The sequence below is a fragment of the Sandarakinorhabdus sp. AAP62 genome (assembly GCF_000331225.1).
In the GTDB taxonomy this organism is placed as follows: Bacteria; Pseudomonadota; Alphaproteobacteria; order Sphingomonadales; family Sphingomonadaceae; genus Sandarakinorhabdus.
Window position 1 is genome coordinate 365913 of sequence record NZ_ANFY01000007.1, and the last position, 25145, is coordinate 391057.

21 protein-coding genes are annotated in these 25145 nt (G+C 66.2%); 2 read left to right on the forward strand and 19 right to left on the reverse strand.

Features of this window, described 5'->3' with window-relative positions; genetic code table 11:
* Positions 1-192 precede the first annotated feature (192 nt).
* Positions 193-2358 (forward strand): primosomal protein N', encoded by a 2166-nt coding sequence (locus D619_RS0108220; protein ID WP_033373257.1) that lies wholly within the window; start codon positions 193-195, stop codon positions 2356-2358.
* Here the strand turns inward: D619_RS0108220 and D619_RS0108225 are convergent.
* Entirely contained in the window at positions 2343-3128 is a 786-nt protein-coding gene (locus D619_RS0108225) for a LytTR family transcriptional regulator DNA-binding domain-containing protein (protein ID WP_017668106.1), read from the reverse strand. The genes D619_RS0108220 and D619_RS0108225 overlap by 16 nt on opposite strands.
* A gap of 127 nt (positions 3129-3255) precedes the next feature.
* On the opposite strand from D619_RS0108225, the gene D619_RS18060 reads away from it, so the two are divergent.
* On the forward strand, positions 3256-3753 hold the full coding sequence (locus D619_RS18060; RefSeq protein ID WP_193743275.1) for a DUF2306 domain-containing protein: 498 nt from the start codon (positions 3256-3258) through the stop codon (positions 3751-3753).
* On the opposite strand, the gene D619_RS0108235 is transcribed toward D619_RS18060, so the two are convergent.
* The 18 genes from D619_RS0108235 to D619_RS0108325 form a co-directional block, all read right to left on the reverse strand.
* Positions 3750-4886 (reverse strand): acyl-CoA dehydrogenase family protein, encoded by a 1137-nt coding sequence (locus D619_RS0108235; RefSeq protein WP_017668108.1) that lies wholly within the window; start codon positions 4884-4886, stop codon positions 3750-3752. The two genes, D619_RS18060 and D619_RS0108235, sit on opposite strands and share 4 nt — an antisense overlap.
* Positions 4886-6067 carry an acyl-CoA dehydrogenase family protein gene (locus D619_RS0108240; RefSeq protein WP_017668109.1) on the reverse strand — a complete coding sequence of 394 codons (1182 nt, stop codon included), beginning with the start codon at positions 6065-6067 and terminating at the stop codon, positions 4886-4888. The genes D619_RS0108235 and D619_RS0108240 overlap by 1 nt, the downstream gene beginning before the upstream one ends.
* Positions 6064-6873, reverse strand: coding sequence for an enoyl-CoA hydratase-related protein (locus tag D619_RS0108245; RefSeq protein WP_017668110.1), 810 nt, complete (start codon positions 6871-6873; stop codon positions 6064-6066). Before D619_RS0108245 ends, D619_RS0108240 begins: the two co-directional genes overlap by 4 nt.
* A gap of 65 nt (positions 6874-6938) precedes the next feature.
* Positions 6939-7946, reverse strand: a complete 1008-nt coding sequence (locus D619_RS0108250; protein ID WP_017668111.1) for a phytase — start codon at positions 7944-7946, stop codon at positions 6939-6941.
* Between the two features lie 5 nt (positions 7947-7951).
* On the reverse strand, positions 7952-9436 hold the full coding sequence (locus D619_RS0108255; protein WP_017668112.1) for a hypothetical protein: 1485 nt from the start codon (positions 9434-9436) through the stop codon (positions 7952-7954).
* A 231-nt stretch (positions 9437-9667) separates the two neighbouring features.
* A complete protein-coding gene (locus D619_RS17260) occupies positions 9668-10153 on the reverse strand; it encodes a prepilin peptidase (protein ID WP_017668113.1) in 486 nt (161 codons plus the stop codon).
* Positions 10150-11181: a tetratricopeptide repeat protein gene (locus D619_RS0108265; RefSeq protein WP_017668114.1), complete on the reverse strand. Its 1032-nt coding sequence runs from the start codon at positions 11179-11181 to the stop codon at positions 10150-10152. The genes D619_RS17260 and D619_RS0108265 overlap by 4 nt, the downstream gene beginning before the upstream one ends.
* Positions 11174-12466, reverse strand: coding sequence for a tetratricopeptide repeat protein (locus D619_RS17265; protein WP_017668115.1), 1293 nt, complete (start codon positions 12464-12466; stop codon positions 11174-11176). Before D619_RS17265 ends, D619_RS0108265 begins: the two co-directional genes overlap by 8 nt.
* Positions 12463-13452, reverse strand: coding sequence for a type II secretion system F family protein (locus tag D619_RS16105; protein ID WP_017668116.1), 990 nt, complete (start codon positions 13450-13452; stop codon positions 12463-12465). The genes D619_RS17265 and D619_RS16105 overlap by 4 nt, the downstream gene beginning before the upstream one ends.
* Positions 13453-13457: 5 nt before the next feature.
* Positions 13458-14459: a type II secretion system F family protein gene (locus tag D619_RS0108280; protein ID WP_017668117.1), complete on the reverse strand. Its 1002-nt coding sequence runs from the start codon at positions 14457-14459 to the stop codon at positions 13458-13460.
* A 1-nt stretch (position 14460) separates the two neighbouring features.
* Positions 14461-15864 carry a CpaF family protein gene (locus tag D619_RS0108285; RefSeq protein WP_017668118.1) on the reverse strand — a complete coding sequence of 468 codons (1404 nt, stop codon included), beginning with the start codon at positions 15862-15864 and terminating at the stop codon, positions 14461-14463.
* Positions 15861-17087: an AAA family ATPase gene (locus tag D619_RS0108290; RefSeq protein WP_017668119.1), complete on the reverse strand. Its 1227-nt coding sequence runs from the start codon at positions 17085-17087 to the stop codon at positions 15861-15863. Before D619_RS0108290 ends, D619_RS0108285 begins: the two co-directional genes overlap by 4 nt.
* Positions 17087-17401, reverse strand: coding sequence for a hypothetical protein (locus D619_RS0108295; RefSeq protein ID WP_017668120.1), 315 nt, complete (start codon positions 17399-17401; stop codon positions 17087-17089). Before D619_RS0108295 ends, D619_RS0108290 begins: the two co-directional genes overlap by 1 nt.
* Before the next feature lie 3 nt (positions 17402-17404).
* Entirely contained in the window at positions 17405-18790 is a 1386-nt protein-coding gene (locus D619_RS16110) for a type II and III secretion system protein family protein (protein WP_193743276.1), read from the reverse strand.
* Positions 18790-19665 carry a Flp pilus assembly protein CpaB gene (gene cpaB, locus D619_RS16115; protein ID WP_017668122.1) on the reverse strand — a complete coding sequence of 292 codons (876 nt, stop codon included), beginning with the start codon at positions 19663-19665 and terminating at the stop codon, positions 18790-18792. Before cpaB ends, D619_RS16110 begins: the two co-directional genes overlap by 1 nt.
* A 425-nt stretch (positions 19666-20090) precedes the next feature.
* Positions 20091-20282, reverse strand: a complete 192-nt coding sequence (locus tag D619_RS0108315; RefSeq protein ID WP_017668123.1) for a hypothetical protein — start codon at positions 20280-20282, stop codon at positions 20091-20093.
* Between the two features lie 657 nt (positions 20283-20939).
* Positions 20940-23438, reverse strand: coding sequence for a TonB family protein (locus D619_RS17270; protein WP_017668124.1), 2499 nt, complete (start codon positions 23436-23438; stop codon positions 20940-20942).
* Positions 23435-25135, reverse strand: a complete 1701-nt coding sequence (locus D619_RS0108325) for a molecular chaperone HscC (protein ID WP_017668125.1) — start codon at positions 25133-25135, stop codon at positions 23435-23437. The genes D619_RS17270 and D619_RS0108325 overlap by 4 nt, the downstream gene beginning before the upstream one ends.
* Between the last annotated feature and the right edge of the window lie 10 nt (positions 25136-25145).

Here is a 25145-nt window from a genome sequence, read left to right on the forward strand (position 1 = left end):
TGCGGCGCGCCTAGCATGTGGAGGCTGACTTGCCTATCTGTCGGATGGTGAACCTGTCCCTCACTCCAGCCACAAACACAAATCCGCTCATGCCGAGCTTGTCGAGGCACGCACCACAGCTGGCGCAGTGCCTCGACAAGCTCGGCATGAGCGGTGCTGGGCTGGTTGCACGGTTTCAAGATGGCGCAGCCCATGACTGACCGTGTCTGCGTCATCCCTTTCCAGCACGGGCTGGGGGCGCTGGATTATGCCGTGCCCGACGGCATGGCGCTGCAGCCGGGTGACGCGGTGGAAGTGCCGCTGGGCCCGCGCCGTATCATCGGCGTGGTGTGGGATGCCGACCGGCTGGCCGCGCCCGAGGTGCCGGCGAGCAAATTGCGCCCGGTGGTGGCCCGGCTCGACCTGCCGCCGCTGGCCGAACCGCTGCGCCGCCTGATCGAATGGACCGCCGATTATTATGTCGCGTCGCTGCAATCGGTGGTGCGCATGGCGTGGCCGTCGGTGGCGTTCCTGTCACCGCGAGAGTTCATCGAATATCGGCTGGGCGGCCCGGTGCCGAAACGGCTGACCCCGGAACGCACCAAGGCGCTGGAGCGGCTTGAAGGCCGCCAAGGAACCGCGCGTGATCTGGCCCGCATGGCCGGGGTTTCAGAGGCGGTGGTTCGCGGCCTCGTCACCGCCGGAACACTGATTGCCGAGCGTGTGGCGGGCGATGTCACCCCGCCGCAGCCCGATCCGGCGTTTGCACCGCCGGCGCTTTCGGCCGATCAGCAGGCGGTGGCTGACGAACTGATTGCCGCTGTGGATGCGGGCGAATTCGCGCCGATCCTGCTGGAAGGCGTCACCGGGTCCGGCAAGACCGAGGTCTATTTCGATGCCGTGGCGCAGGCGATCCGGCAGGGCGGCCAGGCGCTGGTGATGGTGCCGGAAATCGCGCTCACCGCACCGTGGCTGGCGCGGTTTGCCGCACGTTTTGGCTGCCAACCGCTGGCGTGGCACAGCGACCTCAAGACCAGCGAGCGCCGCGCCGCATGGGCCGCCATTGCCGATGGCCGGGCCAAGGTGGTGGTCGGCGCGCGCTCGGCGCTGTTCCTGCCTTATGCTAACCTGAAAACCATCATCGTCGATGAAGCCCACGAAGCCAGCTTCAAGCAGGAAGAGGGCGTGCATTATCACGCCCGCGACGTGGCGGTAATGCGCGGGCGCATGGAGGGCTTGCCTGTCGTGCTCGCCACCGCCACCCCGGCCATCGAAACCCAGGTTCTGGCCAGCCGCGGCACCTACCGTCAACTGGTGTTGCCCAGCCGGTTCGGCGGCGCGGAACTGCCGGAAGTGGCGCTGGTCGACATGACCCGGCATCCGCCGACGCGCGGCACCTGGCTCTCCCCCGTGCTGGTCGCCGCCATCACCGATACGCTGGCCAGGGGCGAACAGTCGCTGCTGTTCCTCAACCGGCGCGGCTATGCCCCGCTCACCCTGTGCCGGGCCTGCGGTAACCGCATCCAGTGCCCCAATTGCACCGCCTGGATGGTGGAGCATCGCCTGTCGCGCCGGCTGGCCTGCCACCATTGCGGCCACCAGATGCCAGTGCCCGAACAATGCCCGGAATGCGGCGAGGCCGATCACCTGGTGGCGTGTGGCCCGGGCGTCGAGCGCATTGCCGAGGAAGTGCGCCGCACCTGGCCGGCAGCGCGCACCGCCGTGGTCACCAGCGACACCATCACCTCGCCGGCCCGCGCCGCCGCACTGGTGGCAGCGGTGGAGGCGCGCGAGATTGACGTGATCATCGGCACCCAGATGGTGACCAAGGGCTATCATTTCCCCGATCTCACGCTGGTCGGCGTCGTCGATGCGGACCTGGGCCTGTCGGGCGGCGATCTGCGCGCTGGCGAGCGCACCTGGCAGCAGATCATGCAGGCCGCCGGCCGCGCCGGGCGCGGGGTGAAACCGGGCCGCGTGCTGATCCAGACCCACCAGCCGAAAGCGCCGATCATGCAGGCGCTGGGCAAGGGCGATGCCGCCGCCTTCTTCGCCGCCGAGATCGAAGCGCGGCGCGATCTGGGCCTGCCGCCGTTCGGGCGACTGGCGGCGCTGATCGTGTCTTCCGAAGACGCCGCCGCCGCCAAATCCGCTGCCGATGCGCTGGGCGCCGCCGCGCCGCAACGCGAGGGATTGATGGTGCTCGGCCCTGCCCCGGCGCCGCTGGCCATGCTGCGCGGAAGGCACCGTCACCGGCTGCTGGTGCAGGCAAGGCGGGACCTGCCGTTGCCAGCGATATTGCGAGAGTGGGTGGGCGGTGCCGCGCTGCCCTCCTCGGTGCGCGTGGTGGTGGATGTCGATCCCTACAGCTTTGTCTGAAGCCAGCCCGCCGCGCGCAGGGCTGGCAAGTGCGTTTCGCTGATCGCTTGGCTTGTGCCATCAGCCAGCACCAACAGCCAGCGCCGGCCGTCGCGCCGCGCGCCGGCAACGTGGCGGCGGGCGACCCATGCGCTGCGATGCACCTGCGCGCCGTTGCAAGCCGCCAGTTCCGGCAGCGCATCGCTCAGGCGGAACAGCACCAGCGGGCGCCGGTAATGGTTCGGGCCATCAGCAAGAACCAGCCGCAGGTAATGATCTTCGGCTGCCACCATCAACACGCCCGCCAGATCGGTCAACCCTGCGCGCTGGGCGAGCAGAGAAGGCGTGGCGACATCAACCGGCGGCGCATCGGGCAGCACCGCCCGCCCGCCCCGGATCACCGCAACCAGCGCCGAAATCGATCCCGCCACCAGCAGCGCGGACAGATACAGGCCCGCCCATGACAGCGCCTGCGGCTGCCCAATGGCGCGGAACATCAGATCAATCTCCAGCGGCAGCGTTGCGTTGAGCAGCACTGTGCCGGCCAGTGCAACCAGCACTGCCGCGCGCCGACTGGTGGTGCGCGGCCCTGCCCACGCATACCACAGCCACCATTTCACGCTGTTCCAGCCGATCAGCACCAGCCAGAACACCAGCCGGCTGGGCAGCGGCAGCCGCAAGGTATCGAACGGCCCGGTGAGCGCGCACGCGACCACGGCAAACAATGTGCCGGCGATCATCGGGCGCAGCGGCGGCGCGGTGGCGCGCGAAAGGCTGAGTGTCGATTCCACGAAGCGTGAATCCGGTCCTGCGCAGGATTGGCGAAGCGACTGGCATGATAGGCGAAAGCGGCGTTGCGGCAAGGGGCAGATGGCCGCCAGAGATGCGGCGTTCAACCCGCTCATGAAAGGTTTTCCCATGCTTGCCAACCTCTCGCCCCTGCTGCTGGCGCACCTTGTTGCGGCCTGCCTGGCCATGCCGCTGGGCCTGTATCAGATGGTTGCCCGCCAGGGCTCACCGGGCCACGCACTGGCCGGGCGGCTCTATGTGCCGGCGATGCTGGTGTGCAACATCGGCGCGCTGGCCAGTTACCGGCCGGATACCAAGTTCCTGCCGTTTCACATCCTTGCCTTTGTCAGCCTCTATTCGCTGGTCACCGGCATGTGGGCGCTGCGCAAATGGCTGCGCAATCACCAGCCGGCCGATCTGAAAACGCACAAGATCCAGATGGCCTACAGCTGGCTGGGCCTGATGATGGCCGGCTTCAGCCAGGTGTTCACCAACCCGCGCTTCGGCATCATGGAAGGTTTTGATCCGATGCAGTTCTGGACGATGGTGATCGGGCTGAACGTCATGCTCTATGCGATCGGCAGCTGGTGGCTGTTTGGCCGCCTGCTGAAACGCCAATTGGCCTAAAGCATCGATGCATCCACCGGCAGCCCCAACAACACACGTCCCGCCAGCTCCAGCGTTGGCGGGGCGACCATGACGTGCTGGGTCGCCACATGCGCATCGCGGAAACGGCGGTTCAGCGGATGACTGGCATAGACCGAGGTGCCGCCGGCCAGCTCGTGCATCTTGGCCGCTACCCGCGCCGAAACCTGGGTGAGCCGTGTCGCCGCCAGCCGCAGCCGGGCACGGGCAGGCAGATCGAGCGTGTCACCGGCCACCACCCGCTCCCATGCCGCGGCGATTTCGGCGTGGACGAGGGCGCGGGCGGCATCGAGATCGGCCTGCGCCACGGCGAAATCGGCCTGCACGACGCCGCGTTCGGCAAGGCTGCGGCTGCTGCCCTGCCCTTTCTTGGCGACAGCCAGCGCCTTCAGATCATCGAGTGCGCCGAGCGCATTGCCGCTGGCCACCGCCGCAATGCCCAGCGCCAGCAGGCCAAACGGGGCGAAACGATAGAGCGGGCCGGTTTCACGCGGCGTATCGGTTATGAAGGACACGCTGCGGCCCTGCGGCACGCGCACTTCCTTGGCCGCCAAGTCGCCCGATCCGGTGCCGCGCATGCCCAGCGCATCCCAGGTGTCGATCAGTTCGACCTCTTGGCGGCGCATCACCATCATGCGGTGATCGGGGGCGCCATTGGGCAGGCGGCGCATGTCGGCTCCCTCCATGATCACCGCGCCGCCGAGCAGCCAGCTGCAATTGGCGCTGCCCGACCCCCAGGCCCAGCGGCCGGAGACGACATACTCAGCGCCGTCCAGCTGCGCCCGGCCCATGGGCGCGAACACGCCGACGGTGATGACATTGGGATCGGCCCAGATCTCGCGCGCGTGGTCCTCTGGCAACCACGCCGAAATCAGCGCCGTGGTGCCGCCGATCATCACGCACCAGCCGGTGGCCGCATCGGCGCGGCCGAGCTGTTCGAGCGTGGTGAACAGGGTGGCGACATCCACCTCCGCGCCGCCCAGCGATGTGGGCACCAGCATCCGGAACAGCCCGGCCTGCGCCAGTTCCGCCGCCAGATCGGCGGGCAGGCGGCGCTGCTGTTCGGTATCGGCAGCGCGGGCGGCGACCGTCTGCAGCAGGGCTTCGGCGATCATCACAGCTTCCACAGGCTGGCGAGATTATTCTTCTGCATGTCGCTCGAACCGCCCACGATCGGCATGCCCAGCAGATCGCGCACGTGGCGTTCCATGTCGAATGCGTCCGACAGCGCATAGGAACCGATCACCTGCTGGCAGGCCAGCGCGATTTCCACGCCCACATCGGCCACGAACAATTTCGCCATGCTGGTTTCGGCACTGCACGGCCGGCCTTCATTGGCCAGCCACGCCGCGTGATAGAGCATGTGCCGCGCCGCCTGCAGTTTCGTGCGGGCCACCACCAATTTGTGGCGGATGGCCTGGTGCTGGCTGATGGCCTTGCCGAACTGCACACGTTGCTGGGCATAATCCCACGCTTCATCCAGCGCAGCGCGGGCGATGCCGAAGGCCACCGCGGTGATCTCCAGCTTCTCGACATCCAGCGCGCGGCCGGCCAGCAGCTTCCAGCCCTGGTTCCACATCGCCGGGCCGCCAACAATGTTGCCCGCCGGCACCCGCACGCTGTCGAAATACACGTCCTGGCTGGCCGTGTAGCGCAGGTTGGCGTGGTGGATATCCTGCATCCGCACGCCGGCGGCGTTCGTCGGGATCAGCACGAACGACAGGTTGCGATAGCGGTCTTCCGCGGGGCCGGAGCGTACCAGCGCGTAGATATAGTCGCTCCAGTCCGCCCCCGTGCACCAGCGCTTGGCACCGTCGATGATCACTTCGTCGCCTTCAAGGCGCGCGCGGGTGGTGACGCTGGCAAGATCGCCGCCGACATCGGGTTCGGACAGGCCATAGGCGAAGAACAATTCGCCCTTCGCCAGCCGGGGCAGGAACTGCGCCTTCTGCTCGGCGCTGCCGTTTTCAGACAGGTTCATGCCGCCATAGAAGGCGGTGTGGATATAGGGGCCGGCGAGGCATGGCCCGGCCTGCGCCAGTTCTTCGATCACCGCGATGGCGGCGACCAGATCCTGACCAGCCCCGCCATATTGCTCTGGAACGGTCAGCGCGGTCAGACCCAATTTGTTGAGTTCGGCATAAACATCGCGCGGCCAGCGATGATCGCGGTCCCACTGGATGCGGGCTTCGCGCGGGGCATGCTGCGCCACGAACCGCCGGATGGTGTCGCGCAGCTGGCCGACATGCTCGGGCTCATCGGTGAAGGTGACAGGCGGCAAGGGCGGTGCCATCATTCCCCCGTCAGCTTGGGCGGGCGGCGTTCGCGGAAGGCGCGCACGGCCTCGGCCCGGTCGGCGGCCAGATTGGACAGCGTCTCATAGGGAATGGAGGCATCCATCAACTGCTGCGCCAGCACCCTGAGCGGCTGGTTGGCCACCACCTTGGACCAGCGCACGGCATATTTGGGATTGTTCATCAGCTTGCTCACCAGCTCGCTCACCTTGGCGTCGAGCTGTTCGGTCGGCACGGCATAGTTGATCAGCCCCATCGCCTCGGCGCGCGGTGCCTTGATCAGGTCGCCGGTCATGAGGAATTCCTTGGCGCGGGCATAGCCGATCAGCTGCGGCCAGATCACCGCGCCGCCGTCACCCGCCACCAGCCCGACCTTCACGTGCGGATCGCCGATCACGGCGTTTTCATCCGCCACGATGATGTCGCACAACAGGGCGATGGTGGCGCCCAGGCCGGCGGCAGCGCCGTTCATGCGGCAGATCACCGGCTTTTCGATGTCGAGCAAGGACGTGACGATGCGTTTGGCGTCCCAGCCGATATCGCGGAACTGGTTGGGATGGGCGATCTGTTCCTCGAACCAGTCGAAATCACCGCCGGCGCAGAAGGCGCGGCCGGCGCCGGTCAGCACGATGATGTCGCTGCCCTTGTCCTGCTGCAGATCGGTGAACACGCGGGCGAGTTCCTCGTGCATCAGCTCGTCAACGCCGTTCACCGGATTATTGCCCGTGATGGTGGCGGTGATCACACGGTCGTGACCGAATGTCCCGCGCGTGAAGGTGAAGCGTTGATAGCCTTCCAGCAGCCGCATGTGCCTGCCTCCCCATGGATTTCGGGCAGCGTGGCGCAGCCGGGCCGAGTGGTCAATCTGATCAATCAGGGAAGCTGCAGCGCCGACTTCACCTTGCCCCAGTCGACCAGCTTGAAGTTCTGCGCCGGGCGGTTCTCGCCGTCCTGGGCCACCATCAGACCGTGCGGGAAGGCCGGGCCGAAATCGCCGGTCATCACCGCGATGCCATCGGTTTCCTGGGTGCTGCCCAGGCGACCTTCGGTGATCCGGAACCGCCTGGCAAAACGCTCGTCGGCGAGGCGATAGAGGGTGTAGGCATTGTCGCCCTGGCTGGAAGCCACCAGCCAGCCGCCATTGCCGGCGCCTTCGGCGGCGATCGCCAGTCCTTCGACATCGGCGACCAGCCGCTTGCCGTCCGCGGCGGCCAGCTTCACCGGCGTGGAGCTGCCACTGGCGCGCGCATCGAAGCGCCAGATGCCGACATCTTCCTCCGCCACATAAAGCCTGGCAGTGCGGGCATCGACAACGCAGCCTTCGCTCTGGGTGGCGAGCTTCATGGTGCGCACGATGCGGCCCGTTGCCTTGGCCGGATCGAGTTCGATCTGGCGGATGGCGCCATCCTTGAGGACGATGAACGCCGTCAATGCACCGGGCGTCGCCCACAGGCACAGGCCATAGGCTTCGCCTGCCCCCGCCGCCACCCGGCCGTTCGGCTCCAGCCGCGCGGTCTGGGTGTTGAGGCGAAACAGCGCGATATGGGCATTGGCTTCATTGTTGCGATCGCTGGCGGCCACGATCACGCCTGCCGGCGTTTCCACCAGATCGACATTGTTCACGCGGCCGGCATTGTTGAAATCGCGCACCTGGCCATCAAGGCCATAGACGTAAAGACCAGCTTGCTTGTCAGTCCCCACGATCAGGCTGGCGGCCGGGTTGGCAGCATTGCGCCAGATCGCCGGATCATCCGCAGCATCGTCGCCGCTTTTCACCGCCACCGTTTCGGCATCGGCGGCGACGTTGGCTGTCTGCACAACCGGCGCGACAGAAGGTGGCGCGCAGGCTGACAACAGCAGCAGCGGCAGAACAGCGCGCATCACCCTCACTTCACGGTGACGAAGATCGGGTTGGCATAGAACCACAGATCAGACCACGGGTCTTCGCCCTTGGGATCAGCCGCCGGCTCCAGCTCATCGCTGCTGGTGCCACGCACGCGCAGATAGAGTGGGCCGGTCACCGCCGGGAGTCGGTGGGTCATGGTCAGCACCTCGCCCTCCCGGCGCCAATCGGCGGCGGTAAAGCGGTGGGCGACAGTGGTGGCCGGCGCGCGTGCCGTGGTGCGATCCGCAACCGGCCCGGTAACGGGGCCAGTGATCAGATCAACCCGCGCCACCCCCGGCGTGCGACCGCCTGCATTGGCAGCCGCCGGATCGCGCAGGCGGATAGTAACGGTCAGCGGCTGGCCCTTGCGCGCCATCAGCGTGCCACCGATGCCGGCCTGCTTGCCGCCGCTGGCCACGATCACATCCACTTCCGACACGAGATCGCCGGTGGTGACGAAGATGCGGCCCGATCGCAGGCCATCGACGATATCGCCATGGTTGGGCTGCGCCTGCACATAGGTTTTCGAATATTCGCCCGGCCAGAAATCATTGCCGCCATCGCGCCAGTTGCTGTGGCTGTCCGACGTGGCGGTGATGAACCAACGCCGGCCTTCGGCGAGCATCGAATCCCAGAAACCGCCCAGGGTCGCCGTCATCTGATCGAACCCGCCCAGCGTGGGGGCACGGCCATAGCCACCGCGGTTGCCGGTGGGATCGGGGCTACCATCCGGTTTGATCGCGCCGGCCTGGTGGCCTGGTGCGCCTTCCATACCGATGGCAACGCGCGGTGCGGTATCGTTCCAGTTGCGGAATTCGGCCGGGGTATACAGTCCCCAGGCGAACGGCGCGGTGGCGGAGCGGCTGGGGTGATTGGCGATCAGCACCGGCGGCGCCTTCTGGTCGCGCATCAGCTTCAGCGCGTCGATCATGCGGCCTTCCGTATCCCACGCCTTGTCGGCCGGCCACGGTTCGCGCTTGGAAAAGCCGGATTCGATAGTGCGCAACTGGTCGCGTTCGTCGCCGGTGAAGGGGATGATCAGGCTGGAATGATCGCCGGCCGGCGTGTCGAATTCCATGCCGTAGAAAATCAGCATTTCCGGCACGGCGGCACGGGCCTTGCTCACTTCCGGCCAGGCTTGTGCATAATTCAGCTTGCTGTGGTTTGGCCCGCCATGATCGGTGCTGACCATCCAGCGCAGGCCGAACTGCCGCGCCATCTGGGCGTTCTTGGCGATCGAATAGCGGCCGTCCTTGCCGAGCAGCGGGATCGGCGCCGTCTGCGGGCTGGCCGGATCGGCCTGATAGTCGGCGCTGAACTCGGAGTGGATATGATGATCGCCGGCCAGCCACTGCCGCCCCTTGCCGGGCAGAGCGCCACTGGTCGGCTGATTGTGATAGCGCGCGGCCAGACCGCCGTGGCCATCATGGGCCAGCGCCGAGGTTGCCAGAAGAGCAGCTCCTGCTGCCAGACAGATCAAACGCATGCATCTTTCCCCTGCAAAAACCCCCAAAGGCTACCAACAGGCCAGGCTCCAGCATCAGGGCTGGGAAAAGGCTGGCGCGCGACACGTGTGCCGCGCTGTTCATGCTGGAAACCCCCATTGCAAGGGGCACTGCGGCCGACTCGCCCATCGGCGCTACTGCAAGGCCGTGACGGTGTCGTTTCATCTTCATGACCATCCGGCGACAACAGCCTGCCGGATTGTCGGCAACGCTCAGGGCAGTGGCAGGAACCGCCAGCCCCACACGGCCATGCCGCCGGCGATGCCCACGGCATAGGGCAGATCGGCCCCGACCTGCACCAGCCGCGGGGCATCGTCGCCTGTAACGCCGGCCAGCGCCAGGCCACGGCGCAGCAGCATCAACACCAATGCCAGCACGCCGCCGGCAATGGCGATCAGCACCACCTGCTGCAGCAGCGTCCCCAATGTGGCCCAGCAGGCGCAGCCGGTCATCACCTTCACATCGCCGCCGCCCAGCCAGCCGCGGGCAAAGGCCAGCAGGCCGAACGCGAAGAACACACCGCCGGCCGCGGCATGGCTGGCCCAGTTGAAACCGGGCGTCCCCAGGCCGAACAGCACGACGCCGATGATGATCAGCACGGTGATCGTATCGGGGATCTCGAAGGTGCGCAGATCGAAACCGGCGCTCGCCAGCACCGATAGCGCCATCAGCCAAAAGCCTGCATCTGCCAGGGTCATGATCGCGGCTGCGGTCCGGCGGTGGGCTCGCGCAGCTTCTGGGCCTTCAGGTCGGCCAGATATTGCAGATTGGCCCAGGCAGCACGATCGAACTGCGGGTTCAACGATAGGGCGCGATTGAAATAGGCTTCGGCCACGGTCAGATCGCCGCGCATCATCGCGGCATAGCCCACGGTGTTGAGATCGCTGGCCAGGCTGGCCTTGTCGCTGAGCAGGAAGGCTTCCTGGTAGCGGCCCTGCATGGCGCGGGCCAGCGCGAGATTGGTGCGCGCCGGCTTCAGCGCGGGCTGCAGCTTCAGCGCGGCCAGCAGGTCACGTTCGGCGGCTTCATGATGGCCGCGCAACAGCTGCGACCAGCCACGGTTGGCCAATATGCCGGCATCCTGCGGGGCTGCCGCCACGGCCTTGCCATAGGCGACATCCGCCGCTGGCCAATCGCGCGCCTTGTCGGCCAGCACGCCGAGCGCATTCCAGGCGCGGGCCAGACCAGGATCGGCGGCGACGGCCTGTTCCAGCAGCGGACGTGCTTCGGCTTCCTTGCCCTCGCGCAAGCGGATGATGCCCAGGCCCTGTCGCGCCACGGCTGCCAGCGGGCCATCCGTCAGGCGTGTGAAGGCTTCGGCGGCCTCGGGCAGGCTGCCACCGGCCAATGCCAGTTCGGCGGCACGCAGCAACACATCGGGCACACCGCTCGCCCACATCGGCGCCAGCAGCGCGCGGGCATTGTCCAGCCGGCCATCGGCGATGGCGGCATCCAGCATGGCCAGGGCCTCGCGCGTGGGCGGCGCCGTGGGCTGCATCGCAGCGGCAACCGCGGGCTCGGGCCTTGGCGGCTTCGGCAGCGCCATGGCGGGGGCCGCCACGGCCACCGCCAGCGCAACCAGCAGGATCAGAAACGCGACCCGGTGAAACAGTTCGAACAGCGGCGTCGGGCGCGCAGCCAATGGCTCGTCATGCTGGGTTGGTGGTGACGCAAGCGGCGGCGCTGCGGCTGGCAGCGGGCCGAACGGTTCGGCACCATCAGGCATTCAAGGCTCCGATGCGGGCCACCAGGGCTTCCAGCCGGGCAATCGCCAGCCGCACGGCGCCCTTGTCGTCGATGTCTGCCAGATCGGCCTGTGCCGACAGGGCGTTCACCAGGCGCCGATAGGTGCGGTCTTGGGTGGCGACAGCAAATCGCGAGGCGTCAAAGCCCGCCAGCCAGTCGATCGCGACAGCAGCCGGCACCAGGAAACGGGGCGGCGCCAACGGCGTGGCGGTGGCCAGTTCCGGCAAGGCGGCCAGATCGAGCAGGCGCAGCGGGGCCGGCTGGAATGACGGCAGCAGCACCGCCGCCATCGGCTCGGCAGCGGCCAGTAGCGGGCTGAAATCCGGGGGGACGTCGGTGACATTGATCACCTGCGGCAGCAGCACGGCAGCCGTGATTGCGGTCGGCGCGGCCGGGGTCGCTTCTGCCAGCGACAGGGCCGGCATCGGGATGGTGAGCGCGGCCAGTTCGTCGAGATTGGCCGCAATCAGGGCCGGCGCCTGCAGCGCGGCTTCATCATCCTGTGGCAGCGTGATCGGGGCAGCCAGTTGCGGCAATTCACCGGCCCGGGCCGGCGCCAGGCTGGCGTTGATCCGGGCAACCGGCACGCCACCGGCGCGCTGTGCGACCGCCAGCTGCGGTGCATTCAGCGAATGGCTGGCGGCGCCAGGCAGCACCAGCACGGCTTCACCGCTGCTCGCCATGTCGATGCGGGCGCTGGCTTGTGCCGCTTCGATGCGGGCACTGGCGACGCGCACCGGCGCTTCGGCAGCAATGACAGGTGCCAGGGCGGCGTTTTCCAGCGCGGCGGCGACCAGCAGCAAGGCGCGGCGGGCGGCGGCGGCGGCACGGCCATCGTCGCTGCTGCTGGCCCGTTGCAACCAGGCGATGGCGTCGCGATGCAGGCCGGCGCGGTGCAAGGTCCAGCCCAGATTATAGGCGATGTCGCCCGCGTCCGGCTCCAGCGCCAGCGCCATTTCGAAATGCTGACGGGCCAGATCGATGCGGCCCAGCCGGTCGTAGGCGATGGCGATGCCGTTCAGCGCGGCCACCGATCCGGCGTTCTGGCCCAGCGCCACGCGGAACGCCGAAATCGCCTGGGCGGCATTGCCGGCCCCCAGCAGGCTGCGACCTTCGGCCAGGGCCGCTGTTTCATCCTGCTGGTTGGTCTGGACATTGATGGGCAGCCCCTGACTGCTCAACTTGATGTCCTTGGCGTCAAAACCGTCCGCCAGCGCCGGTGATGCACCGGCGAGCGCGAGGACAAGACCGGTTGCCTGCTTCATCGTGCCCTCGCCGCCTGGCTTGACTGCTTCTGCTTTTCAACCTGCGCCATCTGGTTCTTCATGCCGATCGCGGCCGGCAGCATCAGCACTGCCACCATGGTTGGCAGCATGAAGCAGACCAGCGGGATCGACAGCAGCACCGGAATCTTGTGGGCCTTTTCCTCCGCGCGCAGCCGGCGGGCTTCACGCATTTCGGCGGCATAAACCCGCAGCGCCGATGCCACCGATGCGCCCAGCTTGTCGGACTGGATGATCAGCGTGGTGAACGCGGTGATTTCCGGCACGCCGCTCTTCTTGGCCAGCATGCGCAGCGCCACTTCACGGCTGCGACCGGCACGCAGTTCCAGGCTGACCTGGCCGAACAACTTGGCGAGCAGCGGGTGCGAGCCGGTGATTTCCGAACCGACGCGGCTGAAAGTGGCATCGATGCCAAGCCCGGCTTCGAGGCAGACCAGCATGAGATCGAGCGTATCGGGGAAGCCGTTGAGCACTTCCTGCGCCCGGTTTTCGGCGCGCGAACCAACGATGATGCCGGGCAGATACAGGCCGGCAACGGCTGCGCCCATCATCATCATGTAAAGCTTGGCCGGCTCTGGCCAGTTGCCGCCAACGGCCAGCACGATCACGACCAGAGTGGGCAGCGTCAGCGTGCCGATGGCACGGGCCAGTGTATAGGCGCGGGGCGCCCAGGGCTGATCAAAGCCGGCGCGCTGAAGTTTCTCGGTGATCTTGCCCGAGGCATCGTCGGTGAGGGTGAGACCGCGTGCCTCGATCTCCTGCAGCAGCTGCGCCCAGCGCGAGGTGACCAGATCGTTGCGGATGCTGCCCGGGCTGCTGTCGACCGCTGCGCCGCCGCCCTGGCTGGCCAGGCGCGCCTTGATATCGGACCGGCCCAGCACCATGGGGGCCAGTGCCAGCACGACCAGCATCACGGCCGCAAACACCAGCCCGAGCACGATCCAGTTTGCCATGTTTGCGCTGGCCATCGCGGTTACACCTTGATCGCAATCAGGCGGCGCATGATCACGACACCCAGAACATAAAGGAACAGCACGCCCAGCGCGCCGGGCATGAACCAGGGATCATCGACGACATCCAGGTAGAAACTGGGCTGGCTGGTGAACACGCCAACAAAGGTGATGATCGGCATGGCGGTGAGCAGCGTACCGGTCATCTTGCCTTCCGACGCCAGGGCGCGGACCTTGAGCACCATTGCCGCCCGGTCGCGGATCACCCTGGTCAGGCTGTCGAGGATTTCCGCCAGGCTGCCGCCGGTTTCGGTCTGAATGGCCACCGAAACCACGAACATGTTGATATCCGGTGTCTGCACCCGGTTGGCAAAGCCTTCCAGCGCGTCACGCAGGGGCGAGCCATAGTTCATTTCGGCAAGCACCAGCCCCAGTTCCGAAGCCAGCGGATCGGGCATTTCGTTGACGACCAGTTCCAGCGCGCCCGAAACCGGATAGCCGGCGCGCAGGCCGCGCACCAGCACGTCGAGCGCGATCGGGAACTGCGCTTCGATCTTCTTGAGCCGCTTGGCCGCAACATAGTTGAGGAAAAGGATGGGCAGCGCGATGCCGATGCCGCCGGCAAACAGCACGATCAGCAGAACGGCGCCGGCGGAGGTGATCTGGCCGCTGATGCCGCCGATCAGGGGGAACAGGAAGCCGATCAGCAGCGTGACCGAGCCCATCCAGCTGAGCATGCGCTGGGCACTCATGCGGACACCGGCCTGATTCATGCGGACGTCGAGATAACGCAGCAGCGACGGCAGCATGGACTTCGACATGTCGGTCGTCTGCCGGCGCAACGCCGTGATGATTTCCTCCGATGTCGCCCCGGCTTCGATCAGCGCCATGCGCTTCGAAACGCGCTTCTTGGTGCCATAATTGTCGCGATACCAGATGAAGCCGCCTTCCAGCAGCAGCACCACAGCCAGGAACACGATCCCGTAGAAAACGAATTCAGGGTTGATGAACGATGGCAGCTCCACCTCAACCCTCCTTGCGCTTGAAGGGATCGAACATGGCGGTGGGCAGATCGTACCCGCGCGACTTCAGGATTTCCATGAACTTGGGCCGCACGCCCATCGGACGCATCTCGCCGATCACCTTGCCCATTTCATCGACGCCTTCGCGCACGAACTTGAAGATCTCCTGCATCAGGATGATCTCGCCTTCCATGCCGGTGATTTCGGCCACCGAGGTGACGCGGCGGCTGCCGTCCTGCAGACGTTCGAGCTGGCACACGACATTGATGGCCGATGCGATCTGGGCGCGGGCGGATTTCGGGCTGATATCGATGCCCGACATGCCGATCATCTGTTCCAGGCGCGACAGCGCATCGCGCGGCGTGTTGGCGTGCAGCGTCGTCATCGAGCCATCGTGGCCGGTGTTCATCGCCTGCAGCATGTCGAACGCTTCGCCGGAACGGATTTCGCCCAGGATCACGCGATCGGGCCGCATGCGCAGCGCGTTCTTCACCAGGTCGCGCTGGTTGACTTCGCCGCGGCCCTCGATGTTGGCCGGACGAGTTTCGAGGCGAACGACATGGCTCTGCTGCAACTGCAGTTCCGCCGAATCCTCGATGGTGACAACACGTTCGTGGCTGCCGATCGACGCCGACAGGGCGTTGAGCATGGTGGTCTTGCCCGAACCGGTGCCGCCCGAAACGATCACATTGCGGCGGCTGGCCACCACCGCCTTCAGCATGGTGGCGCAATCTTCGGTCATCGAGCCATATTCGACCAGCTTGTCGAGGCTGGTGCGGCTGGGCGGAAACTTGCGGATGGAAAGGCAGGGCCCATCGATGGCCAACGGCGGAATGATGGCGTTGATGCGGCTGCCGTCAGGCAGGCGCGCGTCGACCATGGGCGAGCTTTCATCGACGCGGCGGCCGACGTTGGAAACGATCTTGCCGATGATGCGCAGCAGATGCTGATCGCTGGCGAAACGGGTGCCGACTTCCTCGATGCGGCCGCGGCGTTCCACGAACACCTTGGTGGCGCTGTTGACCATGATGTCGGAGATGGTCGGATCCTTCAGCAACGGCTCCAACGGGCCGAGGCCGAGCAGTTCGTCGAGAATATCCTCCACCAGCTGACGCCGTTCGGCGGCGTTCAGGGCCTGGTTATTCTCCTTCAGCATTTCCTGGACGATGTCGCCGATGTCGCGCTGCATCTGCTCGCGCGTCATGGTTTCCAGGGCGGCCAGGTTGATGCGGTCGATCAGTTGCTGGTGCAGCGTCACCTTCAATTCGGTGTAATCGTCGCGGCGGCGATCCTTGATGCTCACCACCGGGGCTGGCGCTGCTGCCTGCGGCGCGGTCGACACGCTGGTCGCCGCATCGGCAGCAGCTTCTGCCGGCACACCGGTCTTGCGGCGGGTCGGGAAGATCATGCCGTCGCCCCCATGGAGACCAGTTCATCACCAATCTGCGCGGCCATGATGCGCAGATCCTTCTCGATGCGCGATTTCATCTTGATCTGGCCCAGGCTGCGGCCTTCGTCCTGCGCCGCAGAGACGGTGGGGAAATCATTGGCCAGAGCAAAATGCACCCGGCTGCGCAGGGCCGATTCCGCTTCGCTCAGATCATATTTGCCGAACATGCCGGGGATCAGCCGGTTCATCACCACGCGCACCCGGTCGCCCAGGCCATTGGCTTCCGCGACATCGAGCTGGCGGCGGCCCTGCTGCACGCCTGACACGGTCATGTGGGTGACCAGCAGCAACAGATCGGCCTTCTGGATGGCCATGGCGGTCCAGTCCATCCAGATGCCCGGCAGATCCAGCAGCACCAGATCGAAATTCTGAGTGGCGACATCGAGCAGGCGATCAATGAACTCCGGGGTCACCACGTCCATCGCGGTCATGTCGTTCGGCGAGGAAATCACCGAGGCCCCCGATTGGTGGCGTTCCAGCACCATCTTGAGGAATTCGGCGTCCAGCCGGTCATCGGCCTCGATCAGATCGGCGATCGACAGGCGCGGCTTGAGGTTCATGTACAGCGCCGCATTGCCGCGCTGCAGATCAAGATCGATCAGCAGCACCTTCTTGTCGGCGGCCCAGATCTGCGCCAGCTGGGTGGCGATCATGGTGGTGCCGATACCGCCCAGCACACCCTGGAAGGCAATCACGTTGCCGCTGCGGGCCGGGCCACCGCCGGTGCGGAGCTGGCCTAGCCGGTCACGACCGGTTTCCAGCGCCTGCGCCAGTTCCTCGCGGCTGAACGGGATCGGAAGCACATCGGCCACGCTGGACCGCATCAGGCGGCGCGTGGCGGTAATGGTCAGATCATGGGCGGCCGCTACCACCGGGATGCGAGCCCCGACGCTGAGGGCAAATTCTTCCAGCGCTGCCAGTTGGTTGGCGCTGCCCGGATCAATTTCCAGCACGACAAGATCGGTCCGGCGCAACAGGGGCCCGTTTACCGAAAATTTCTCGAGACCACCGTCGAACACGCGAATATCGGCGCCCAGGCCAGCAAGATGCGACGGATCGATCGTGGCCGCAGTCGCCGGCGTCACCACCAGGGTAACGCGCAGATCACCAGCCTCACCCGACGGCGACGCCTCGGCCTTGTCGCGGCCAGCCAATGCCGTAAGGCGCGCCAGCAGGGCCATCAGCGCGGACCAGTCTGTTGCTGGTTGCCGGTGGAAGCCGCGGCCGAAGGCCCGGTATTCCCCAGTTCCGACTTGCCGGAAAGCGGCAGCAGCGGCTTCACGCGGCCGGTGCGGTAACGGGTGATCGCCGCATCAGCCAGCATGCCGCTGCTGCCTTCGATCTGCACGTTGGCATAGCTGGGGTTGAGATCAACCACCATCGCCGCAACGTTGTTCTGCGTTACCAGGCCAAGCCCCTTGTCTTCGGCGGCGGCGGGGGTGGCAAGGCTGACCATCAGGGCAACCAGCAGCAGGGATGTTGCAAGCTTGAACATCACTTACCTCACAATATGGCCATGATCGGCCGCAACGCCGCCGGGCTTGTTGATGGCGCTGGCCGGTCCGGGCAGCGGCAGCATCGTGCCCGGCTGGGCGCGACGCTCGGATTTGCCGAGCAGGAAGATATCGGTATCCGTCGGTTGCAGAATCCGATCCGTCGGCAGTTGCAGGGCAGTGCCGGCGGTGACCGGGCGCACGATGCGCGGGGTCACCAGGATCACCAGTTCGGTTTCCTGCCGGTCGAAGTTGCTGGACCGGAACAACGCACCCAGTATCGGGATCTGACCCAACAGCGGAATCTTGTTCACGGTGTCGCGGAAGTCGCTCTGGATCAGGCCGGCCAGGGCAAAGGTCTGGCCGTCACGCAGCTCCAGCGTGGTCTTGGCGCGCCGCACCTTCAGGCCGGGAATGCGCAGGCTGCCGATATCGATACCGGCCGCCGGATCAAGGCTCGACACTTCCGGCGCGACCAGAAGGTTGATCAGGCCATCTTCCAGCAAGGTCGGCGTGAACGCCAGGCCAACCCCGAACTGTTTGAATTCGATGGCAATCTGACCGTTGATGGCCACGCCCACCGGCACCGGGAACTCGCCGCCGGCCAGGAAGTTGGCGGTCTCGCCGGACAGCGCGATGATATTCGGCTGGGCCAGCGTGCGGATCAGGCCCTGCCGCTCCAGCGCCTGCATGCGGAAGCTGAAGCCGGGGGTGTTGAACGTGCCGGAAAACGTGCCGGTAACGCCAGCGCCCGGGTAGGATGCCGTACCGGTGGTGCGCGCCAGCGAGCCATCGCCCTGCACGCCAAAGACCAGGCTGTCGATGCCGAGCGCCTTGACCGTACCGCGCTGCATTTCGGCAAAGCGCACTTCCAGCAGGATCTGCTGGGCGGTGCCGACGCCGGTCATGTTGATCACCTTGTCCGGCGCATAGGCCAGCGCAATGGTCATGGCGCGCTGGGCGGCCGCGGCGCTGGTGGCGGTGCCCGACAGGATCAGCCGGTCGTTGGCCACCTGCACGCCCAGATTTTCGGTGGGCATCACTTCGGCCAGCTTCTGCTTCAGGCCCATGGCGTCGGGCGTCACCGTCACGTCGACCACGGCGATCACGCCGCCCGCCTTGTCATACATCGTCAGGTTGGTGGTGCCGATTTCCTTGCCCAGCAGATAGGCCACCGTGCTGGTAACCGGGCTGACATCGGCGATCTTGGGATTGCCGATGGCGATGCGCGCGAACGCCCGCGGCACGCGCAAAGTCTGCGACTTGTTGATCGGCAGCGTCAGGGTCAGGCCCGTGCGCGCCTCCATGCTGCTGCTGCCGGCAGCCTGCGCCAGAACCGGGCTGGAAACCGTGGCCAGCATCAGGCCGGCAGCGAGAAGTGAGCGAGCCATCATTTGCCAATCACCGATTCAAACGAGCTTTCGGTTCCACGCATCACAACCACACCAGGGCCAACCGGCGCCTGCTTTCCGCCCGTCCCACCACTTTGCGGCGCCGGGCCCGGATTGGCGCCGGCATTGGCATTCGGCTTGCGCACCAGGCGGGTGATGGTGCCATCGTTCAGGTCCATCACCTGCGCCGTCTGCAGGCGGGTGCGGCTTTCGTCACTGAAGTGGCGCAGCGCCAGGTTGAGCTGGCCCACCGTGATCGCCAACGCGATCTTCTGGGCCTGCAGCGGCGTCACTTCGAGCGTGGCGGTCTTGACCACTTCCGGTTTGTCCTTGCCCACATTCATGTCCGAACCGACGGCCAGAACGCGCGCGCCCTGGGCCAGCAGTTCCGAATAGGGCATGGCTTCTTCGGGCTGGCGGGTCACGAACACGTCCACCCGGTCACCGGGGAACACCAGACCGCCAACACCGGAAACCTCGTTCACCGGCACCGAAACGGCGCGCATCTGCGGACCCAGCAACTGGGCGGTGGACAAGCGGTTGGCGCCAGTGGCCAGCGAGCTTTCGGTGAGGATTTCGTTGGCGACGATCGGGCGCATGGCGGTGCGGCCGGCGCCCATGGTCAATTCGTCCAGGCGCTGGAAGCTGCCCTGCGGCAGGGTATTGGCCGGCCAGTCGACGACCTTGACCATTTCCGGTTTGATCTTTTCGCCAAATTTGATGTCGGCTGCGGCGACAACCGTTGGCACGGTGCGCACGGCGGCGGTTGGCGAGCCCGCATCGCCGGAATTGCCGAGGAAGGTGCGGGCGAACAGCACCGCAATCAATCCCAACGCCACGGCGGCGATCAGCATGATGATGGAGGAGCGGCGCATCAGATCACCACCCGTTCGGCACGGTCAAGCGTGATGGCGCGATTGGCACCCATCAGCGACCATGGCTTGTGCTGCGTCTGCATGTACAAAGCTCGCCCCTCTTGCAACTGTCTCCACCCCGGTCAGATCGACCGGCTGGATACCCCTGTTACGGCCAGACTCCGGTCCAGCTTGACAGTTACGCCCGAACGCCACTTTTACACGTGCGGGCAGCCCATCATCGGGAACGCGCCCTGGCAGCAGCGACAGCCGCCACCTGAATTCTGCCGTTGTTCGGCGGGAACGGGACTGGAGCAGGAAAGCGCTGCATTCACCGTTGCCAAACTGCTTCAGGCCCGAACAACAGGAACCACCTGAAGCCCTGCCACCTTCACGCCGGCAGCAGGAGAACTGGCCGGGGCGCGAACGCCCCGGCCAGAACCATCTTAGTTGGCAGCGCCAGCGGTGGCCTGCGCTTCGAGTTCGCCACCCGAGGTGGTCAGCGCGCCCTGCAGCGAACCGCCGAAAGCGGTGGCGCCGAGAACCACGAAACCGCCGAGCACGGCGACGATCAGAGCATATTCAGCAGCCGAGGCGCCGGACTTGTTGCCCTTCAGAGCGTTCAGGATCTTCATCATCGTTTTTCTTCCCACTGTTGTTGGATCAGATTTTTCTGATCCGGTTCTTGCAAGGTCCCGCTCGTTTTGGACGAGCGAACGGGAGGGATGACCGTTGACGCCGATCGGATGAAAACCACTGCTTCCTCCGGCCGATATCCCGCAACCTAAATAAACCGCCGTAACGATTTGAACAATATCGAATTTGGTTTATAAAATTTGTCTATATTACGGTGAATTTCATGATGGTTTACGATTTTTAGTAATTATTTACGTATTGTTATCTCTTGTTAAACCCGATCCTGGCCGTGAACACTTGCGCACCAAAATAGGCTTGTCGAAACAATGGCTTAGGAATCGAGGAGAATCGTAAATTTTTATGATTTTCAAGGGCTTACGGATGGCTGTTAACAGCAGTAAAAAGCCCCAAATTGGCCGTTTCAGCGCCGGTTTTGGCGGAAATCAGGCGCCAAATCGGGTGTTGCCGAAATGACACGCGCCACACGGGCTGTTTGAAAGACGGACCAGTAAACCACCAAAATGGCCCAGAAAACGAATCGCCAAAGCGCCGATTCGAATCAGGCCAGAGCCGATTCAGGCCGATTCGGGACAGGAAGGCGGCCATGCCGATCCGGCAACATCCGGCAACAGCCCCTCCTCGGGGCGGCTGTTCACCCGTCAGCGATCAGCCAGCGCCCAGCGCACCGCGCCATCATATTCCCAGACCATCGGGCTGCCATCGATATTGCGGGCCGGCACGAAGCGGGCGCGACGGCTGAGCAGAGCGCAGGTGTCGCGATCCAGCCCGGCATGACCGCTTGATCCGGTGATGGCGCAGCGTTCGACGCGGCCGCCGGTATCGACGAACAGGCGATAGCGCACCAGGCCGGATTCGCCGCGCTGCAAGGGGCCTTGCGGATAGGAACCGTCGGCAATCCAGTCATCAGCCATGCAAGGTTCGGCCACCATCGGGCCGGTGCTGGTGGCCGGCGGCGCACAGACGATGGCGGGAGCGGGGGCGGGCAGAGGCGGCGGCGCCAGCGGCACCACCCGGCCCGGCACCGGTTTGACCGTCCATTCCAGCCCATAGAATTCCACCGCTGCGACCGGCTGGCCCTTGATGTCCCGGGCCGGGGTATAGCGACCACGGGCCATCAGCTGGAAACAGGCCGTCAGATCGACCGGCTTGACGCCGGAGGGTTTTTCCAGCCGGCAGCCCGCCACCCGGCCATCCGGCCCCACCTGCAGCCGCGCTTCCAGCTTGTAGCGGCCAGGGGCCGTATCGTCTGCCGGCGGCAGCTGCACCCAGGTCGCCCGGTCGCCAGTCGGTTTGGGCGGGCCATGGCGTGTTTCCTCGGTTGGCGGCTTCGCGGTCGCGGTTGGCGCCGGCTGTCCATCCACCAATGGCCGCAGGATCAGGAACAGGCAGGCGACAATGATAAGGAACCGCTGCGGCCACGGGGACCCGCCGGACTTGCGGTCCTGCCAGATGGCAACGGCGGCAATCAGAACCGCGGTGATGACCGGCGCGCGCGGCAGGCCAGTTGTGGGATCGAACAGCAGATCGGCGTCGACCAACCGCGACAATGCCTCGCCGGCGCCGGGCGTGGTGGCATCAACCCGGCTCAGCAGTTCGAGCAGCAACAGGGCAAGGCCGGCAAGGCCCGCGGCAGGCAGCGCCTGCCACCAGCCGCGCGCCGCGCGCAAGGCGATCAGCAGGCCGAGCAGCGCCAGTGGCGTGAGCGCGAGGCCGCGTTCGGGCCAGCCCGACGCCGCCAGCCCCAGCGCCAGCACAGCATCCCCCAATGCTGCCAGCGCCGGCAGCCACGCCGCCCGCGCGCCGAGCCGGCGTTCCGCCAGCCAGGTGAGCGCGTCTCCCCCCTGCCACCAGGCCAGGGCCAGCGCCGCGCAGGCTAGCACACGAACCGGCATGCCAAGGTCAGCCTGCGGCCCGCCGCCGATCAGCAGCAGCAGGAACAGCCAGGCCGGCTGGCTGCGCACCAGGCCGGGAAACAATTCGCGCAGGGCCGGCGGCTCAAGCCGGTCGACCGCCAGCAGCAGCCAGGTGACGGCCGCCAGCACCGGCAGCAGAAACAAGGGCGTGAGCGCCGGTACAGCCGGCCACAGCGCCGCCAGCAGCGGCAGTGCGGCCAACGCCAGCGGCCAATGGGTGAAATGCCATTCCGGCCGGTCCCATTTGTCCGGCCAGCGCTGCCGCCAGCGCAAAACGGCGAGCAGGCCGAATGGCGCGCCCCACGCCAGCAGGCCAACGCCCTGCTGCACCGGCTCCGGCCAGCCCGACGCTTCCAGCAAGCCGACCAGCACCACCGCGGCCAGCGGGAACATGGTGAGGATCATCCATAGCCGCAGCCGCTGCACGCTGTGCCAATCGCGCCAGGCCGCAACGGCATCGGCGTCGAGCCAATCGAGAATGCCGGGCATCGGCCCATCGGCAAGGCCCAATATGGTGCGCGTCTGCGTCGGGGCGGCAGAGAATAACGCGCCGAGGTGCCGGAGCCAGCGCGGCCCTGGCGGCTTGCTCAGCGCCATGTAGCCAACATGCAGATCGGTGTGCGGCCGGGCGATGCCGGCGACGAATTCGCCTTCCTCGCGGCGCTGCAGCAGGCGGGCGATGCCGTGCGGGGTGGAGCCGCGCGGCAGATCATCCCAGCCGAACCGATCGATCGCCGGCACCACCAGCGGGTCGCTGGCCGGCAGGCTGGCCGCTATCAGGCCGGCCACCCAGTTTTCAACGCCGGCGCGCGCCACAACATTGTCCAACGCCGGCGCCGCCAGCAGTGCATCGAAGGCAGCGCGCTGGCCTTCCGGGCCGGCCTGAATGGCCATGACCAGCACTTCCTGGCGGGCGAGGAGATCATCCTGCTCGCCGGCGAACTGGGGATCTTCGGCCGGTTCGGGCGCGGCTGCGGCTGCAGCTGCGGGTTCAGGCGGTGCGGAAGATTCAAGCGCGGCCGGCGCTGGCTGCGCTTCCTCTTCCTCCGTCCACTGCTGGCGCCACTGCAGCTGCGCCAGCGCCGCATCATGGGCCTGGCGCAGTCGCATGAAGCCTTCCGGATCATCTTCCGGATTGGTGGACTTCAGCAATTTCGCATAGGCGCGGCGGATGGCGTCGCGGTCAGCCCCCGGTTTCAGCCCCAGAACCGTCCACGGATTCACAACCAGCTCGGACCTTCAAGCTGATCGAGCGCGGCGGTCAGTTGTTCGCGGGCAGAATCGGCGGTGCGCACATCCTGGGTGGCGAGCGCGGCCTGAAAACCATGGATCAGGTGGCCGATCTCATCGCGCTCAAAGCCCAGCGCATTTTCCCACATCCGCTCGGCGCGGGCCAGCGCGGCGCGGTTGGCCTCGGCATCGCGCGGGTGTTGTTTCAGAGCGGCCAGGGCGGCGCGGCGGCGTTCCAGCTCCTTGGGGCTGACCTGGTCTTCCGGATCGGCGATCACCAGATTGTGCGCGTCGCCGGTGCCCAGCACCTTCACATCGACTTCCAGCAGGCCATTGATGTCGTAGGAGAAGCGCACTTCGATCGGTTGGCCGGCCGGCCCGCGCGGCATCGGCACCTTCAATTCGCCGATGCGGACATTTTCCGCCACCCGCCGCGCTTCGCCCTGATAGATGCCCAGCACGATCTCGCGCTGGTTGGCCTGCATCGTCTCGTAGATATTGACCCGGCTGACCGGCACCGTGGTGTTGCGTTCGATGATCGGCGAGAAGATGCCACTCTCGATGGCGCCGCCGGGCAGCCGCTCGGCGATATCGACCCCCAGCGAATAGGGGCAGACATCGGTGAGCACGACCTCCTTCAACGCCGCATCACGCGCCTTCAGCCCGGCCTGCACGGCGGCGCCCAGCGCCACGGCTTCATCGGGGTTGATGGTGCTGTTGGGGAAGCGCGCAAACATGCGCGCCACGGTGCGGCGCACCAGCGGCATGCGGGTCGATCCGCCGATCAGGATGATTTCAGCCAGGCTTTCAGGCGCGATATCGGCATCGCGCAGTGCGCGCAGCACCGGCGTCTTCAGCCGGTCGAGCAGCGGCTGGGCCGCGGCCTCGAACTGTTCAGCGGTAACATCGTGCTGCCACAGCTTACCCTGCCATTGCACTTCCATCACCGCTTCGCTGCCACTGGTCAGCGCGCGGCGGGCGCGCTCGGCGGCTTCGTTGAGCTTGGCCGCCAGTTGCCGGTCGCTGCGGGCGGCGGTGTCCAGCGACTTGTCTGCCGCCGCCATCATCCCGGACAGCACGCCATTGAAATCCTCACCGCCCAGCCGGTTGTCCCCGGTCGACGCGCGCACTTCGATGACGCCTTCGAAGATTTCCAGCACCGACACGTCGAACGTGCCGCCGCCCAGATCGAACACCAGGAAGCGGGTTTCGCCTTCGAGCTGGTGGATGCCATAGGCCAGTGCGGCCGCCGTCGGCTCGTTGATCAGCCGCTCCACCTTGAAGCCAGCCAGTTCGCCGGCGCGGCGCGTGGCCTTGCGCTGCTTGTCATTGAAATAGGCCGGCACGGTGATCACGGCTTCCGTCACCGGCTCGCCCAGATGCGCCTCGGCATCCTCCTTCAGGCTGCGCAGCACCATGGCCGAAAGTTCCTCGGCGCCATAGTCGGTCTTGCCCAGCGCGATGCGGTGCTGGGTGCCCATGTAACGTTTGAACGACGTGGCAGTGAGGCCGGCATGGCTGGCCATGCGTTCGCGCGCCGGCCGGCCAACCAGCAGGCGTCCATCATCATCCAGGCCCACGGCGGACGGGGTGAGCGTTTCGCCCAGCCGGTTGGGAATCAGCCTTGCTTCCCCATCAGCCCAGTAAGCCGCGGCGCTGTTGGTGGTGCCAAGATCGATGCCAATGATCATGGGACAGGCA

Bases quoted from the DNA above. Each gene is read 5' to 3' on its own strand.
- D619_RS0108220 (WP_033373257.1), top strand. From the start codon at position 193: ATGACTGACCGTGTCTGCGTCATCCCTTTCCAGCACGGGCTGGGGGCG.
- D619_RS18060 (WP_193743275.1), top strand. From the start codon at position 3,256: ATGCTTGCCAACCTCTCGCCCCTGCTGCTGGCGCACCTTGTTGCGGCC.
- D619_RS0108235 (WP_017668108.1), bottom strand. From the start codon at position 4,886: ATGATCGCCGAAGCCCTGCTGCAGACGGTCGCCGCCCGCGCTGCCGAT.
- D619_RS0108240 (WP_017668109.1), bottom strand. From the start codon at position 6,067: ATGATGGCACCGCCCTTGCCGCCTGTCACCTTCACCGATGAGCCCGAG.
- D619_RS0108245 (WP_017668110.1), bottom strand. From the start codon at position 6,873: ATGCGGCTGCTGGAAGGCTATCAACGCTTCACCTTCACGCGCGGGACA.
- D619_RS0108250 (WP_017668111.1), bottom strand. From the start codon at position 7,946: ATGCGCGCTGTTCTGCCGCTGCTGCTGTTGTCAGCCTGCGCGCCACCT.
- D619_RS0108255 (WP_017668112.1), bottom strand. From the start codon at position 9,436: ATGCGTTTGATCTGTCTGGCAGCAGGAGCTGCTCTTCTGGCAACCTCG.
- D619_RS17260 (WP_017668113.1), bottom strand. From the start codon at position 10,153: ATGACCCTGGCAGATGCAGGCTTTTGGCTGATGGCGCTATCGGTGCTG.
- D619_RS0108265 (WP_017668114.1), bottom strand. From the start codon at position 11,181: ATGCCTGATGGTGCCGAACCGTTCGGCCCGCTGCCAGCCGCAGCGCCG.
- D619_RS17265 (WP_017668115.1), bottom strand. From the start codon at position 12,466: ATGAAGCAGGCAACCGGTCTTGTCCTCGCGCTCGCCGGTGCATCACCG.
- D619_RS16105 (WP_017668116.1), bottom strand. From the start codon at position 13,452: ATGGCCAGCGCAAACATGGCAAACTGGATCGTGCTCGGGCTGGTGTTT.
- D619_RS0108285 (WP_017668118.1), bottom strand. From the start codon at position 15,864: ATGATCTTCCCGACCCGCCGCAAGACCGGTGTGCCGGCAGAAGCTGCT.
- D619_RS0108290 (WP_017668119.1), bottom strand. From the start codon at position 17,087: ATGGCCCTGCTGGCGCGCCTTACGGCATTGGCTGGCCGCGACAAGGCC.
- D619_RS0108295 (WP_017668120.1), bottom strand. From the start codon at position 17,401: ATGTTCAAGCTTGCAACATCCCTGCTGCTGGTTGCCCTGATGGTCAGC.
- D619_RS16110 (WP_193743276.1), bottom strand. From the start codon at position 18,790: ATGGCTCGCTCACTTCTCGCTGCCGGCCTGATGCTGGCCACGGTTTCC.
- cpaB (WP_017668122.1), bottom strand. From the start codon at position 19,665: ATGCGCCGCTCCTCCATCATCATGCTGATCGCCGCCGTGGCGTTGGGA.
- D619_RS0108315 (WP_017668123.1), bottom strand. From the start codon at position 20,282: ATGATGAAGATCCTGAACGCTCTGAAGGGCAACAAGTCCGGCGCCTCG.
- D619_RS0108325 (WP_017668125.1), bottom strand. From the start codon at position 25,135: ATGATCATTGGCATCGATCTTGGCACCACCAACAGCGCCGCGGCTTAC.